Origin of the sequence: Enterobacter cloacae complex sp. SYL003 (genome assembly GCF_049236925.1) — a bacterium.
GTDB classification, from domain to species: Bacteria; Pseudomonadota; Gammaproteobacteria; order Enterobacterales; family Enterobacteriaceae; genus Enterobacter; species Enterobacter intestinihominis.
Genome location: NZ_JBMKJK010000001.1, coordinates 405662 through 420621 on the forward strand (window position 1 = coordinate 405662; position 14960 = coordinate 420621).

12 protein-coding genes and 2 tRNA genes are annotated in these 14960 nt (G+C 49.9%); 8 read left to right on the forward strand and 6 right to left on the reverse strand.

What is annotated here, in order from left to right:
- Positions 1-31: 31 nt before the first annotated feature.
- The 4 genes from ACOT1A_RS01895 to ACOT1A_RS01910 form a co-directional block, all read right to left on the reverse strand.
- Positions 32-116, reverse strand: a tRNA-Tyr gene (locus ACOT1A_RS01895).
- Positions 117-150: 34 nt separating this feature from the next.
- Positions 151-235: transfer RNA gene (locus ACOT1A_RS01900), tRNA-Tyr, on the reverse strand.
- Positions 236-392: 157 nt separating this feature from the next.
- Complete coding sequence (gene purU, locus ACOT1A_RS01905; protein ID WP_003856715.1) at positions 393-1235, reverse strand: formyltetrahydrofolate deformylase; 843 nt, start codon at positions 1233-1235, stop codon at positions 393-395.
- Positions 1236-1276: 41 nt separating this feature from the next.
- The gene (locus tag ACOT1A_RS01910) at positions 1277-1741 is read right to left on the reverse strand and encodes a YchJ family protein (RefSeq protein ID WP_022648358.1); all 465 of its coding nucleotides are present in this window, start codon (positions 1739-1741) and stop codon (positions 1277-1279) included.
- Positions 1742-1854: 113 nt separating this feature from the next.
- On the opposite strand from ACOT1A_RS01910, the gene rssA reads away from it, so the two are divergent.
- The 3 genes from rssA to galU all read left to right on the forward strand — a co-directional run bounded on the left by rssA (position 1855) and on the right by galU (position 4965).
- Positions 1855-2757 carry a patatin-like phospholipase RssA gene (gene rssA, locus ACOT1A_RS01915; protein WP_022648357.1) on the forward strand — a complete coding sequence of 301 codons (903 nt, stop codon included), beginning with the start codon at positions 1855-1857 and terminating at the stop codon, positions 2755-2757.
- 89 nt (positions 2758-2846) lie between these two features.
- Positions 2847-3860, forward strand: a complete 1014-nt coding sequence (gene rssB / locus ACOT1A_RS01920) for a two-component system response regulator RssB (RefSeq protein ID WP_003856721.1) — start codon at positions 2847-2849, stop codon at positions 3858-3860.
- Positions 3861-4059: 199 nt separating this feature from the next.
- Positions 4060-4965, forward strand: coding sequence for a UTP--glucose-1-phosphate uridylyltransferase GalU (gene galU / locus ACOT1A_RS01925; RefSeq protein WP_022648355.1), 906 nt, complete (start codon positions 4060-4062; stop codon positions 4963-4965).
- Positions 4966-5166: 201 nt separating this feature from the next.
- Here galU and hns read toward each other — a convergent pair whose 3' ends face one another.
- Complete coding sequence (hns, locus tag ACOT1A_RS01930; protein ID WP_003856724.1) at positions 5167-5580, reverse strand: histone-like nucleoid-structuring protein H-NS; 414 nt, start codon at positions 5578-5580, stop codon at positions 5167-5169.
- A 550-nt stretch (positions 5581-6130) separates the two neighbouring features.
- On the opposite strand from hns, the gene tdk reads away from it, so the two are divergent.
- The gene (gene tdk, locus ACOT1A_RS01935) at positions 6131-6745 is read left to right on the forward strand and encodes a thymidine kinase (protein ID WP_032622434.1); all 615 of its coding nucleotides are present in this window, start codon (positions 6131-6133) and stop codon (positions 6743-6745) included.
- Between the two features lie 69 nt (positions 6746-6814).
- On the opposite strand, the gene adhE is transcribed toward tdk, so the two are convergent.
- Positions 6815-9496, reverse strand: coding sequence for a bifunctional acetaldehyde-CoA/alcohol dehydrogenase (gene adhE, locus ACOT1A_RS01940; RefSeq protein ID WP_032624107.1), 2682 nt, complete (start codon positions 9494-9496; stop codon positions 6815-6817).
- Positions 9497-9976: 480 nt separating this feature from the next.
- On the opposite strand from adhE, the gene ACOT1A_RS01945 reads away from it, so the two are divergent.
- The 4 genes from ACOT1A_RS01945 to oppC all read left to right on the forward strand — a co-directional run bounded on the left by ACOT1A_RS01945 (position 9977) and on the right by oppC (position 14949).
- The gene (locus ACOT1A_RS01945; RefSeq protein ID WP_017384236.1) at positions 9977-10624 is read left to right on the forward strand and encodes a YchE family NAAT transporter; all 648 of its coding nucleotides are present in this window, start codon (positions 9977-9979) and stop codon (positions 10622-10624) included.
- A gap of 769 nt (positions 10625-11393) precedes the next feature.
- A complete protein-coding gene (gene oppA, locus ACOT1A_RS01950; RefSeq protein WP_368958400.1) occupies positions 11394-13025 on the forward strand; it encodes an oligopeptide ABC transporter substrate-binding protein OppA in 1632 nt (543 codons plus the stop codon).
- Positions 13026-13107: 82 nt separating this feature from the next.
- Positions 13108-14028 carry an oligopeptide ABC transporter permease OppB gene (oppB, locus tag ACOT1A_RS01955; protein ID WP_421625502.1) on the forward strand — a complete coding sequence of 307 codons (921 nt, stop codon included), beginning with the start codon at positions 13108-13110 and terminating at the stop codon, positions 14026-14028.
- Between the two features lie 12 nt (positions 14029-14040).
- A complete protein-coding gene (oppC, locus tag ACOT1A_RS01960; protein ID WP_003856740.1) occupies positions 14041-14949 on the forward strand; it encodes an oligopeptide ABC transporter permease OppC in 909 nt (302 codons plus the stop codon).
- The last annotated feature ends 11 nt before the right edge of the window (positions 14950-14960 follow it).

Here is a 14960-nt window from a genome sequence, read left to right on the forward strand (position 1 = left end):
TTTTGGAGAGTGCTAAAGAATCTGGAAGTGATGGTGGTGGGGGAAGGATTCGAACCTTCGAAGTCGATGACGGCAGATTTACAGTCTGCTCCCTTTGGCCGCTCGGGAACCCCACCAGGGGTAATTCATATTTTGAAGTAAAGCTGGAGATGGTGGTGGGGGAAGGATTCGAACCTTCGAAGTCGATGACGGCAGATTTACAGTCTGCTCCCTTTGGCCGCTCGGGAACCCCACCACGGGGTAATGCTTTTAACTGGCCTGCTTCCTGCTGGAAGCGGGGCGCATCATATCAAATGAGACGCCCCTGTAAAGCATTCCTTTAGGAAAATGAAGCTGTTTGCCTGCTTTTTATCCGTAAAGGCGTAAAGCTAATCAATTCATTTTCCGAAGGATTAAAGAATAATCGTTCTGTTGCCGTACACAAAGACGCGCTGAGCAAGTACCTGATAAAGCGCACGGCTCAGTACGTTCTTCTCAACGTCACGGCCAGCTCGCATCATATCTTCTGCCGTGTAGGTGTGATCCACGTGGATCACGTCCTGCATGATGATTGGGCCTTCGTCCAGATTATCATTCACGTAGTGCGCGGTTGCGCCAATAATCTTCACCCCACGCTCGTATGCCTGGTGATACGGACGCGCGCCAATAAAGGCTGGCAGGAAGGAGTGGTGGATGTTGATAATTTTGTTCGGGAAGCGCGCCACGAAGGATGGCGTCAGCACGCGCATGTATTTTGCCAGCACCACGTAGTCCGGGTTATGCGCTTCAATCGCAGCAGCCATCAGGTTGTCATGCTCTTCGCGGGTATGACCTTCATGGCTGACCAGTTCAAACGGAATGTCGAAACGTTCAACCAGCGTACGCAGCGTCTCGTGGTTGCCAATGACGGCGGCAATTTCGACGTCCAGGCCACCGTAGTTGGCTTTCATCAGCAGATCGCCCAGGCAGTGCGCCTCTTTGGTGACCAGAATGACAATGCGGCGACGACCCGCCGGGTTTAGCTCGCGCACCGAGCCTTCCGGCAGGGCGCTGTCCAGATCGGCAAGCAGGGTTGTGTCGTTGAAAATACCTTCCAGCTCGGTACGCATAAAGAAGCGACCGGTACGGTGGTCAACGAACTCGTTGTTCTGCACGATATTCAGTTCATGCTTGTAGCAAATGTTGGTAATTCGTGCGATCAGTCCTTTTTGATCGGGACAGATAGTGCGCAGAACTTTACGTTGTAATGATTGCATCGCCGGGAAATCCTGTTTATGTATTTGCGAAGTCTGAGTTGTCAGGCATTACTGCCGCAACACTTTTTAAATTTTTTTCCTGAACCACAGGGGCAGGGATCGTTACGACCGAATTGCGGACGTGTGCCGTCAATATAATACCATTGCCCGCTGTCCTTTAAGAACCGTGAGCGTTCAATGATGGCGCCGGGTTTGTTTTGTTCGCTAAAGCGGGCGACAAAACTGACATAGCCCTCGTTGGCATCGCGGCCGGGAGCGGCATCAAAGACGGTAAGGCCCAGCCAGACGGTGTTGGCAAATCCGGCTTCAATCTCTTGCCGAAAATCGGCAGCATCACAGGACGGATGCCAGGTTTTAATCAGGTAGTCTGCGTTTTTGATCACAAAAGCAGTATACCGCGAGCGCATAAGGTGTGACGGGTCTGGTGCAACCTGCTCGCCAGAAAGATATCGCTGGCAACATAGGCTATACTCCAGAGCGCTACCACAGGGGCAGAGTTGAGACACGATTCTCTTCCTGGAACAAAAAATAAGGCGTTAAACGCTTAAGGTAGCAATATGTTAACTGAGCAGGTGCGTTGACGCTATGTCGGGAATCCAGGGGAAGTAAAACAGGGCTAATGAGAAAGGTAAAAATTGGACTGGCGTTGGGCTCAGGTGCAGCCCGGGGTTGGTCACATATTGGCGTTATCAATACCTTAAACCAGATGGGGATTGACGTTGATATTGTCGCAGGATGTTCTATCGGGTCGCTGGTCGGATCCGCGTACGCCTGCGGTAAGCTCCCGCAGCTTGAAAGCTGGGTGCGCTCCTTTAGTTACTGGGATGTACTGCGCCTGATGGATCTCTCCTGGCAGCGTGGCGGCCTGCTGCGCGGCGAACGCGTATTCAATCAGTTTCGTAAGATAATGCCCCTCGCTGACTTCAGCCACTGCCAAATGCCTTTCGGTGCCGTTGCAACCAACCTCAGTACGGGCAGGGAGTTATGGCTCACCGAAGGGGATATTCATCTCGCCGTTCGCGCATCCTGTAGCATGCCTGGGTTAATGGCCCCTGTGCCTCATAATGGCTACTGGCTCGTTGATGGTGGCGTGGTGAATCCTGTCCCCATCTCTCTGACGCGCGCCATGGGGGCAGATATCGTCATTGCAGTGGATTTACAGCACGACGCTCACCTTATGCAGCAGGATTTGATGCCGGTTAATCTTCAGAGCGATGATGCGGAAGAAGAGAAACTTGCCTGGCATGCGCGTTTACGCGGCAGAATAGGGCGCCTGACTGCCCGTCGCACGGTGACCGCGCCGAACGCCATTGAAATCATGACGACCTCCATTCAAATTCTTGAGAATCGCCTGAAGCGAAACCGTATGGCTGGCGATCCTCCGGATATTCTTATTCAGCCCTATTGTCCACAAATCTCTACCCTTGATTTCCACCGGGCTGAGGCCGCCATAGCAGCGGGCTCGTTAGCCGTCGAAAAGAAAATAGATGAACTGTTGCCTTTTGTGCGTACAGCACGTTAAGCACTTTTTTGATTACTTCAGCAAAATCTGACAGGCGATAGTACCAATAGCATGCCACTATTGAGTAACTGTCAGCCAGGGGAGGAACCATGACACAGCCATTGGCCGGAAAACATATTTTGATAGTAGAAGACGAGCCCGTTTTCCGATCGCTACTGGATTCGTGGTTATCCTCACTGGGTGCAACCACGTCCCTTGCCGAAGATGGCGTCGAGGCACTGGAAAAAATGGCCAGCATGGCGCCTGATCTGATGATCTGCGATCTCGAGATGCCGCGCATGGACGGATTAATGCTGGTGGAAAACCTGCGTAACGAAGGTTATCAGACACCGATACTGGTGATCTCGGCAACCGAAAATATGGCGGATATTGCTAAGGCGTTGCGTTTGGGTGTGCAGGATATCCTGCTCAAACCGGTTAAAGATTTAAACCGACTGCGTGAAACGGTGTTGGCCTGCCTGTATCCCAATATGTTTAATTCCCGGGTGGAAGAAGAAGAACGTCTTTTCCAGGACTGGGATGCTTTAGTCAGTAATCCGCTCGCGGCAGCGAAGCTGCTTCAGGAACTTCAGCCGCCGGTGCAGCAAAATATCTCTCATTGCAGAGTAAATTATCGCCAGCTGGTAGCGGCTGACCAGCCTGGACTGGTGCTGGATATTGCGCCGCTATCAGATTCCGACCTCGCTTTTTATTGCCTGGATGTTACCCGAGCGGGAGATAACGGCGTTCTGGCGGCCTTATTACTCCGTGCGCTGTTTAATGGATTGCTACAGGAACAATTATCCCATCAGGGGCAACGACTTCCTGAGTTAGGCAGTTTACTAAAACAGGTCAACCAACTTTTTCGCCAGGCCAATTTGCCGGGGCAGTTCCCGCTTCTGGTTGGCTATTATCACAGCGGGTTGAATAACCTTATTCTGGTCTCTGCTGGATTAAATGCCACGCTGAATACCGGCGAACACCATATACAGGTGAGTAACGGTGTGCCGTTGGGAACGTTGGGTAATACTTACCTTAATCAAATTAGCCATCGCTGCACCTCCTGGCAGTGCCAAATTTGGGGTGCCGGTGGGCGGTTACGCTTAATGTTGTCCACGGAGTAAGCAGTCAGATTTTATTTTTCAGATTGCTTTACCTGTGTTTTTGCTGGCAGTGCTACTATCGCTGCAAGTTTCATGCGTATTTGTCTTAATTGATCGGCAACGCGTTCTTTTCAGACCCGTATTAGTGGCTGAGACTGTATACTCAACGCGTTATTCAATGCATAAAAGTTCAAAACTTGAACAGTTCAGGAGAATTTCAATGGCTGCCCTAAATTCGAAAGTCAGAAAGGCCGTTATCCCGGTGGCGGGATTGGGTACCAGGATGTTGCCAGCGACGAAGGCAATCCCAAAAGAGATGCTGCCTCTGGTTGATAAGCCATTAATCCAGTATGTCGTGAATGAGTGTATTGCGGCAGGTATCACCGAAATTGTGCTGGTGACGCATTCATCTAAAAACTCTATCGAAAACCATTTCGATACCAGTTTCGAACTCGAAGCAATGCTGGAAAAACGCGTAAAGCGCCAGCTGCTGGAGGAAGTGCAGTCTATTTGCCCTCCACACGTTACCATTATGCAGGTTCGTCAGGGCCTGGCGAAGGGCCTGGGACACGCAGTATTGTGTGCACATCCGGTAGTGGGTGATGAGCCGGTCGCGGTTATTCTGCCAGACGTGATCCTTGATGAGTATGAGTCCGATCTTTCCCAGGAAAACCTGGCGGAAATGATTAAACGCTTCGACGAAACCGGCAGCAGCCAGATTATGGTTGAGCCAGTCGACGATGTGACTGCTTACGGTGTGGTTGACTGCAAAGGTGTTGCCCTGCAACCTGGTGAAAGCGTACCAATGGTTGGCGTTGTTGAAAAACCTAAAGCGGACGTCGCGCCGTCTAACCTTGCTGTCGTTGGCCGTTACGTACTGAGTGCTGAAATCTGGGCGCTGCTGGCCAAAACGCCTCCGGGTGCGGGCGATGAAATCCAGCTGACGGATGCTATCGATATGCTGATCGAGAAAGAGACCGTGGAAGCCTACCACATGAAAGGTAAGAGCCATGACTGCGGTAATAAGCTCGGTTATATGCAGGCATTCGTCGAATATGGCATTCGCCATAACAGCCTGGGTGAAGAATTTAAAGCCTGGCTCAAAGGTAGCGTCGGTATTAAGTAATAAACTCACGGACCAGTGAACAAGACCGGTGTGGCGATGCCCACCGGTTTTTTTATGCCTGTCGATCCGTAATTGGCTGGAGATTGTCAAGGACGTTAAATAGTGAGCCTGGCAATATGACAGAATGTAAGGAGATGTTCGGGGTATATTATGGGCATAAAAAATCCCGCATTAAGCGGGATTTTTCAGAATCTTTCCAGATTAATCCTTGATCAGGAAGTCATCCAGTTGTTTACCTTGTTCGTCCATAGCTTTCTTGATTACAGCAGGAGTACGACCCTGGCCGGTCCAGGTTTTCTCTTCGCCGTTCTCGTCGATGTAGCTATATTTCGCAGGACGTGCTGCGCGTTTTGCTTTGGTACCGGTTTTAGCCGCAGCCATGCTGTTCAGCAATTCGTTTGGATCGATACCATCGGCAATCAGCATTTCGCGATACTGTTGCAGTTTACGTGTACGTTCTTCGATTTCAGCCGCTGCTGCGCTTTCTTCTTCACGACGTTCGTTAACGACAACTTCTAATTTTTCGAGCATCTCTTCAAGCGTTTCAAGGGTACATTCTCTTGCCTGCGCACGAAGAGTACGGATGTTGTTCAGAATTTTAAGTGCTTCGCTCATTGTAGTAATCTCAAACTTATAATGGGGGTGGGTTTGTTGTCCTAATAATAGAGCGTTAATTTCACTTGTGCAATAGGTTGGAATGTAAGGAATTCAAAAAATACAAAATTAATGACGCTATTATTAATTACGCTAACTTAAATTTCATTGTTTGCTGGGGCGATGAGATATCGTTTCAAACGGCAAAAGCGCGTCATTTGCATGTTTGTTTTGTGACTTTTACCTCAGGAATTATAGTTGCGGTTGATAAATATCAGCCTTTCGTATTACTCCGGCTAAGCGCAGCGAACAGAAGAATAGTTAATAAATAGTGAATTTTAAAGATTGCAGAAGCCACTATAAAAAGAAGTGTTATCTCCGGTGTCGAGCTCGCCTTATTGTCCGTGCTAAAAGCCTTTACTGTCTGTTTTAACGCATTATTTTGCGCTATCAACGAAGAGTTTATTGGTGCAGAACAGCCTGGAGCACGCAGCCCGCCGCTGATGACAATACAAAATATGGTACAATGATCCATCGGGAATATTACACATTGATTAGGGTTCTTCGGCCAATGGCACAACTTTATTTCTACTATTCGGCAATGAATGCAGGGAAATCGACGGCGTTACTGCAATCCTCATACAATTATCAGGAGCGGGGGATGCGTACCGTTGTTTATACCGCCGAAATCGACGATCGCTTTGGGGCAGGGAAGGTAAGCTCAAGAATAGGGCTCTCGTCGCCTGCAAGGCTGTTTAACCCTGAAACGGACCTGCTTGAGGACATTCGTGCCCAGCATGCCTCTAAGCCTGTCCATTGCGTGCTGGTAGATGAAAGCCAGTTCCTGACCCGCGAGCAGGTCCATGCGCTTTCAGAGGTCGTTGATGAGCTGGATATTCCCGTTCTTTGCTATGGATTACGCACTGACTTTCGCGGTGAGTTATTTGCCGGTAGCCAGTATCTGCTCGCCTGGTCGGATAAGCTGGTTGAGCTGAAAACTATCTGCTTTTGTGGCCGCAAGGCAAGTATGGTTCTTCGCCTGGACCAGTCGGGCAAGCCTTATGCTGATGGCGAGCAGGTGGTGATAGGGGGCAATGAACGTTATGTCTCGGTCTGCCGCAAGCATTATAAAGAGGCGCTGGCTGTAGGCTCGCTGACGGCGTTACAGGGCGACAATCGCAAATAAAAAAAATGTCTTACGGATCCTCAGATATAAAAAAACCCGCCAGCGGCGGGTTTTTTTTCACACTGTCAATCAAGCATTTTTCTTCGCTTTCTTGTCAGCCTTTACAACTGCGGGGATGTCAACTTTTACGGCAGCGACATCGCTTTCAGTGAAGTTACGACCGTAATAGGTATCCAGCAGGATCTGTTTCAGTTCGGAAATCAGTGGGTAGCGCGGGTTAGCACCAGTACACTGGTCATCGAATGCATCTTCAGACAGCTTATCTACGTGAGCGAGGAAGTCAGCTTCCTGAACGCCTGCTTCGCGGATAGATTTAGGAATACCCAGTTCAGCCTTCAGGCTTTCCAGCCATGCCAGCAGTTTCTCGATCTTCGCTGCAGTACGGTCGCCCGGTGCGCTCAGACCCAGGTGGTCTGCGATTTCAGCGTAGCGACGACGAGCTTGCGGACGGTCGTACTGGCTGAATGCAGTCTGCTTGGTTGGGTTGTCGTTGGCGTTATAGCGGATAACGTTGCTGATCAACAGGGCGTTCGCCAGACCGTGAGGAATGTGGAACTGTGAACCCAGCTTGTGCGCCATGGAGTGACAGACACCCAGGAAGGCGTTAGCAAATGCAATGCCCGCGATGGTTGCCGCACTGTGTACACGTTCACGAGCTACAGGGTTTTTCGAACCTTCGTTGTAAGAAGCTGGCAGGTTTTCTTTCAGCAGTTTCAGTGCCTGTAAAGCCTGACCGTCAGAGAACTCAGAAGCCAGTACGGAAACGTAAGCTTCCAGGGCGTGAGTTACCGCATCCAGACCACCGAACGCACACAGTGATTTCGGCATTTCCATGACCAGGTTGGCGTCAACGATAGCCATATCTGGCGTCAGTGCGTAGTCAGCCAGCGGATATTTCTGACCCGTTGCGTCATCAGTCACAACAGCAAATGGCGTCACTTCTGAACCGGTACCGGAAGTGGTGGTGACGGCGATCATTTTCGCTTTCACGCCCATTTTCGGGAACTTGTAGATACGTTTACGGATATCCATAAAGCGCAGCGCCAGTTCTTCGAAGTGGGTTTCCGGATGCTCGTACATGACCCACATAATTTTCGCGGCGTCCATTGGGGAACCGCCACCCAGTGCGATGATCACATCAGGTTTGAAGGAGTTAGCCAGTTCAGCGCCTTTACGTACAACGCTCAGGGTTGGGTCAGCTTCAACTTCAAAGAAGACTTCAGTTTCGACGCCAGAAGCTTTCAGAACAGAGGTGATCTGGTCTGCATAGCCATTGTTGAACAGGAAACGGTCAGTCACGATGAGCGCACGTTTGTGGCCATCAGTAATCACTTCGTCCAGCGCGATTGGCAGAGAGCCGCGGCGGAAGTAGATAGATTTCGGAAGTTTGTGCCACAACATGTTTTCAGCTCGCTTAGCAACGGTTTTCTTGTTGATCAGGTGTTTTGGACCAACGTTTTCAGAGATGGAGTTACCACCCCAGGAACCACAACCCAGAGTCAGGGAAGGTGCGAGTTTGAAGTTATACAGGTCACCGATACCACCCTGAGAAGCAGGGGTGTTGATCAGGATACGTGCCGTCTTCATCTTCTGACCGAAGTAAGCAACACGCTCTGGCTGGTTATCCTGGTCGGTGTACAGGCAAGAGGTGTGGCCGATACCGCCCATCGCCACCAGCTTCTCTGCTTTTTCTACCGCGTCATCGAAATCTTTCGCACGGTACATTGCCAGTGTCGGGGACAGTTTTTCGTGAGCAAACGGCTCACTTTCATCAACGACTTTCACTTCACCAATCAGAATCTTGGTGGTAGCAGGGACGCTAAAGCCGGCGAGTTCAGCGATTTTATACGCTGGCTGACCTACGATAGCTGCGTTCAGTGCACCATTTTTCAGAATCACGTCCTGAACGGCTTTCAGTTCTTTACCTTGCAACAGGTAGCCGCCGTGGCTGGCGAAACGTTCACGAACGGCGTCGTATACCGAATCAACCACGACAACAGACTGTTCAGATGCACAGATAACGCCGTTATCGAAGGTTTTTGACATCAGCACAGAGGCAACTGCACGCTTGATATCTGCCGTTTCGTCGATCACAACAGGGGTATTACCTGCGCCTACGCCGATGGCTGGTTTACCGGAGCTGTATGCTGCTTTAACCATACCAGGACCGCCGGTCGCCAGGATTAGGTTAATGTCCGGGTGATGCATCAGGGCATTGGACAGTTCAACAGAAGGCTGGTCGATCCAACCGATCAGATCTTTTGGCGCACCCGCAGCAATGGCAGCCTGAAGCACGATATCCGCTGCTTTGTTGGTGGCGTCTTTCGCACGTGGATGCGGGGAGAAAATGATTGCGTTACGTGTTTTCAGACTGATAAGAGATTTGAAGATGGCGGTAGAGGTTGGGTTAGTGGTTGGAACGATACCGCAAATAATGCCGATGGGTTCAGCGATAGTGATGGTGCCAAAAGTGTCGTCTTCTGACAGCACACCGCAGGTTTTCTCATCTTTATAGGCGTTGTAGATATACTCTGAAGCAAAGTGGTTTTTGATCACTTTATCTTCAACGATACCCATACCGGATTCGGCAACGGCCATTTTAGCGAGAGGGATTCGAGCATCTGCAGCAGCCAGAGCGGCCGCGCGGAAGATTTTATCAACCTGTTCTTGGGTGAAATTGGCATATTCACGCTGGGCTTTTTTCACGCGCTCGACGAGGGCGTTCAGTTCAGCGATATTGGTAACAGCCATAATGCTCTCCTGATAATGTTTAAACTCTTTTAGTAAACCAGCGCTCGATACGTCTGACAGTATAGTCAGAGCCGATCCCACTTGCGTAACACACAGTAAAACAAAGGATTACTCACTGCTTCCGCTCACTAATTTACTAAAAGAGCCTTACCTTAGCATCATACCTTTTTGATAGGTGATCTCCCTGGCGGCGTAACCAAGATTACTCACTTCTGAGTACGAAAATTATGATCAAGATCAATTTTGTCCTAAGCTGATACCTTTCAGCAGGGTTATTTTGTGCTAATTATTCCAGTGTTAAATAATTAAGTAACTATTGGAAGTGGCGCTATCATTGAGTATACAAATGTTTAACATCATGAATTGATAACGTTTTAGAACAGATTTCTGGTGAAGTGTGCGGCTAAAAAGCGTATCTTCAGCGCGGATTTATCATTACACGCTGTCTCTCCCTGACCATGCTCAATTGCGGAGCTTAATGTGATTCAAACGCTCTTTGATTTCCCTACATATTTCAAGTTTTTTATTGGCTTGTTTGCCCTGGTCAACCCGGTAGGGATTATCCCTGTCTTCATCAGTATGACCAGTTATCAGACAGCTGCCGCGCGAAATAAAACCAACCTGACGGCAAACCTGTCGGTGGCGATTATCTTGCTTACGTCTCTTTATCTGGGGGACGCCATTCTTCAGGTCTTCGGCATCTCGATTGATTCGTTCCGAATAGCAGGCGGGATCCTGGTGGTGACGATTGCCATGTCGATGATCAGCGGCAAGCTGGGGGAGGATAAACAGAACAAGCAGGAAAAATCAGAGACAGCTATCCGCGAGAGCATCGGCGTGGTGCCACTGGCACTGCCGCTGATGGCGGGCCCGGGGGCAATCAGCTCTACCATTGTATGGGGAACACGCTATCACAGCCTGATGCACCTGATTGGCTTCTCTGTCGCCATTGCCCTGTTCGCACTTTGCTGCTGGGGCGTATTTCGTATGGCACCATGGCTGGTTCGCTTGCTGGGACAAACGGGCATCAACGTGATTACCCGTATCATGGGTCTGTTGTTAATGGCGTTAGGCATCGAATTTATCGTTACCGGTATAAAAAGTATATTCCCCGGATTAGTACACTGACTTTCGTTTGAAAGAGCGGAGCCAGCGGCTCCGTTTTTTTACGTGAATATCAGCAAATCATATAAATAAAGTTGAAATACGCACCAGCCATAATAAGTTCTACTAATAACCCTCTTTTGTTGATTTTCAAGAGGTTGTTTATTTTCAGTTTGCTTCTCTGCCCATAAATCCTTCAAACGCTCTGTTATTTTACTCACATGATACTCTGGGGCTTGCTGACAGATAACCGAAATGATATTAGTAATTTCGACGCTGACCCAGACGAATGTGCTAAATAATAACCAGATGTTAAATTTTCGTGAAAAATCGTTCGAATTTGTCATGTCATCGCACCAGTCACGAGAGAACTCTACAACTGAATGTATTGTAAGGGTTTTACTTGTTTTTGGCGTGAAAGGTGGTCGGCGGCATAGCTACGCCTGACTCCGTAAAAGAGAAATGCTTAACAAATTTGCAAAATGTATTGGCGAGAGTTGGCACCATTTGGTACTTTCCGGCCTTATATTTTGCGGCATTAAACAAGTTGATGAGAACTATTTTCATATAGACATCACTTAAGCTTTCCAGCACACCTCACTGACAGGGGAGAGGTGTAAAGAATCGACGCAAGATCGCCGTACGAGCGGTCAGTAATAATGAAGTCGATGATAGCAAGAAGTAAAAAAAGAACCTGACAGCAGCAAAAAAAACTCCTGCGCTGTACAGGCCCCAACAGGGGATTACACAACTGGCGAAGGCCAGTCATAATAATGAGTGGAGTATCAACACAATGTCCATCATCACAAAAAAAAGTCTGGTAGCGGCGGGGATTTTAACTGCGCTAATCGCGGGCAACGCTGCAATGGCTGCGGACGTTCCTGCTGGTGTTCAGCTGGCTGAGAAGCAAACGCTGGTACGTAATAACGGTGCGGAAGTGCAGTCTATTGATCCGCACAAAATTGAAGGTGTTCCAGAGTCTAACGTTAACCGCGATCTGTTTGAAGGTCTGCTGGTGACTGACGTAGACGGCCACCCGGCTCCGGGCGTGGCGGAAAAATGGGACAACAAAGATTTTAAAGTCTGGACCTTCCATCTGCGTAAAGATGCCAAATGGTCTGACGGTACGCCGGTTACCGCCGAAGATTTCGTCTATAGCTGGCAGCGTCTGGCGGATCCGAATACCGCCTCCCCGTACGCGAGTTACCTCCAGTATGGCCATATCGCCAATATTGATGACATCATCACGGGTAAAAAGCCAGTAACCGACCTGGGCGTAAAAGCCATCGATGCCAACACTTTTGAAGTGACGTTGAGCGAACCTGTTCCGTACTTCTATAAGTTGCTGGTTCACCCGTCCGTTTCTCCGGTACCAAAATCCGCGGTAGAAAAATTTGGTGAAAAATGGACGCAGCCTGCGAATATCGTGACCAACGGTGCATATAAGCTGAAGGACTGGGTCGTTAACGAGCGTATGGTGCTGGAGCGCAACCCGCAGTATTGGGATAATGCCAAGACGGTTATCAATCAGGTCACCTACCTGCCAATCTCTTCTGAGGTAACGGACGTAAACCGCTACCGCAGCGGCGAAATCGACATGACCTATAACAACATGCCGATTGAACTGTTCCAGAAGCTGAAAAAAGAGATCCCGAAAGAAGTTCACGTCGATCCGTATCTGTGCACCTACTATTATGAAATTAACAACCAGAAAGCACCGTTCACCGACGTACGTGTTCGTACCGCACTGAAGCTGGCTCTGGATCGCGACATTATCGTGAATAAAGTGAAGAATCAGGGCGACCTGCCGGCTTACAGCTACACCCCGCCTTACACCGACGGTATGAAGCTTGTTGAACCTGAATGGTTCAAATGGTCCCAGGAAAAACGTAATGAAGAAGCGAAAAAGCTGCTGGCTGAAGCGGGCTATACCGCCGACAAGCCGCTGACGTTTAGTCTGCTGTACAACACCTCCGATCTGCATAAAAAACTGGCTATTGCCGTCGCGTCAATCTGGAAGAAAAATCTCGGCGTGAACGTGAAGCTGGAAAATCAGGAATGGAAAACCTTCCTCGATACGCGCCATCAGGGAACCTTTGACGTGGCACGTGCAGGATGGTGTGCGGACTATAACGAACCGACCTCATTCCTGAACACCATGCTCAGCGACAGTTCGAACAATACCGCACACTATAAGAGCCCGGCGTTTGATAAGCTGATTGGCGATACCCTGAAAGTGGCAGATGACGCCCAGCGCGCCGATCTGTACGCGAAATCAGAACAACAGCTCGATAAAGACTCTGCGATCGTTCCGGTTTACTACTACGTTAACGCCCGCCTCGTGAAACCATGGGTAGGGGGTTATACCGGTAAAGACCCGTTAGATAATATTTCCGTTAAGAATCTTTATATTATCAAGCATTAATGGCAATACGTGGGGCGAGCGAGCTTGCCCCACTGTGTCTATTTTGTAACATTCATCAGGCACACGCCAGAAGGTACGGGCAATGTTGAAATTTATCCTGCGTCGCTGTCTTGAAGTGATTCCAACGTTATTTATTCTAATTACAATTTCCTTCTTTATGATGCGTCTTGCGCCGGGCAGTCCTTTTACCGGTGAACGCACGCTTCCGCCAGAAGTTATGGCCAACATCGAAGCGAAATACCATTTAAACGATCCTATCACCACGCAGTACTTCAACTATCTGAAGCAACTTGCACACGGTGATTTTGGTCCGTCATTCAAATATAAAGACTATTCCGTTAACGACCTGGTGGCGTCCAGCTTCCCGGTATCGGCTAAATTAGGGGCTGCTGCATTTATCCTGGCCGTTGTTCTCGGTGTCACTGCGGGCGTTATCGCCGCACTAAAACAAAATACCCGATGGGATTACGCCGTAATGGGGGTCGCAATGACCGGGGTGGTTATCCCCAGCTTCGTTGTCGCGCCGTTGCTGGTCATGATATTCGCGATAACCCTTAAATGGCTGCCCGGGGGCGGCTGGAATGGCGGGGCGCTGAAGTTCATGATATTGCCGATGGTGGCATTATCTCTGGCCTACATTGCCAGTATCGCCCGTATTACGCGTGGTTCAATGATTGAAGTCCTGCATTCGAACTTTATCCGTACCGCCCGTGCGAAAGGGTTGCCGATGCGCCGGATTATTTTCCGGCACGCTCTCAAGCCTGCACTGTTACCGGTGCTCTCCTATATGGGTCCTGCTTTCGTCGGCATTATTACGGGTTCAATGGTGATTGAAACCATTTATGGCCTGCCGGGCATCGGGCAGCTGTTTGTTAACGGGGCGCTTAACCGTGACTATTCGCTGGTGCTGAGCCTGACGATCCTCGTGGGCGCGCTGACCATTCTGTTTAATGCCGTTGTCGATGTGCTGTATGCCGTTATCGACCCGAAAATCCGTTACTAACTGGAGCACGCCATGATGTTGAGTAAGAAAAACAGCGAGGCGCTGGAAAACTTCAGTGAAAAGCTGGAGGTCGAAGGTCGTAGCCTTTGGCAGGACGCCCGCCGTCGTTTTATGCATAACCGTGCCGCCGTTGCCAGCCTGGTCGTGCTGGTGCTTATCGCGCTGTTCGTAACCCTGGCACCAATGCTCTCTCAGTTCACCTATTTCGATACGGACTGGGGCATGATGTCCAGCGCGCCGGATATGGAATCCGGGCACTATTTCGGTACCGACTCCTCCGGGCGTGATTTGCTGGTGCGTGTGGCGATTGGCGGCCGTATCTCCCTGATGGTTGGCATCGCGGCGGCGCTGGTGGCGGTGATCGTCGGCACGCTTTACGGTTCGCTTTCCGGTTACCTCGGCGGGAAAGTGGACTCCGTGATGATGCGTCTGCTAGAAATCCTGAACTCCTTCCCGTTCATGTTCTTCGTCATTCTGCTGGTGACCTTCTTTGGTCAAAATATCCTGCTGATCTTCGTGGCGATCGGGATGGTGTCCTGGCTGGATATGGCGCGTATTGTGCGCGGCCAGACGCTGAGCCTCAAACGTAAGGAGTTTATCGAAGCCGCACAGGTTGGCGGCGTTTCTACCGCCAATATTGTGGTGCGTCATATCGTTCCTAACGTGCTGGGCGTGGTGGTGGTGTACGCCTCCCTGCTGGTGCCAAGTATGATCCTGTTTGAATCTTTCCTGAGCTTCCTGGGATTAGGTACGCAAGAGCCGTTGAGTAGCTGGGGCGCTCTGTTAAGTGATGGCGCAAACTCCATGGAAGTGTCACCGTGGTTACTGCTGTATCCGGCGGGCTTCCTGGTCGTCACCCTGTTCTGTTTCAACTTTATCGGCGATGGCCTGCGTGATGCCCTCGACCCGAAAGACCGTTAAGGAGCGCCGTC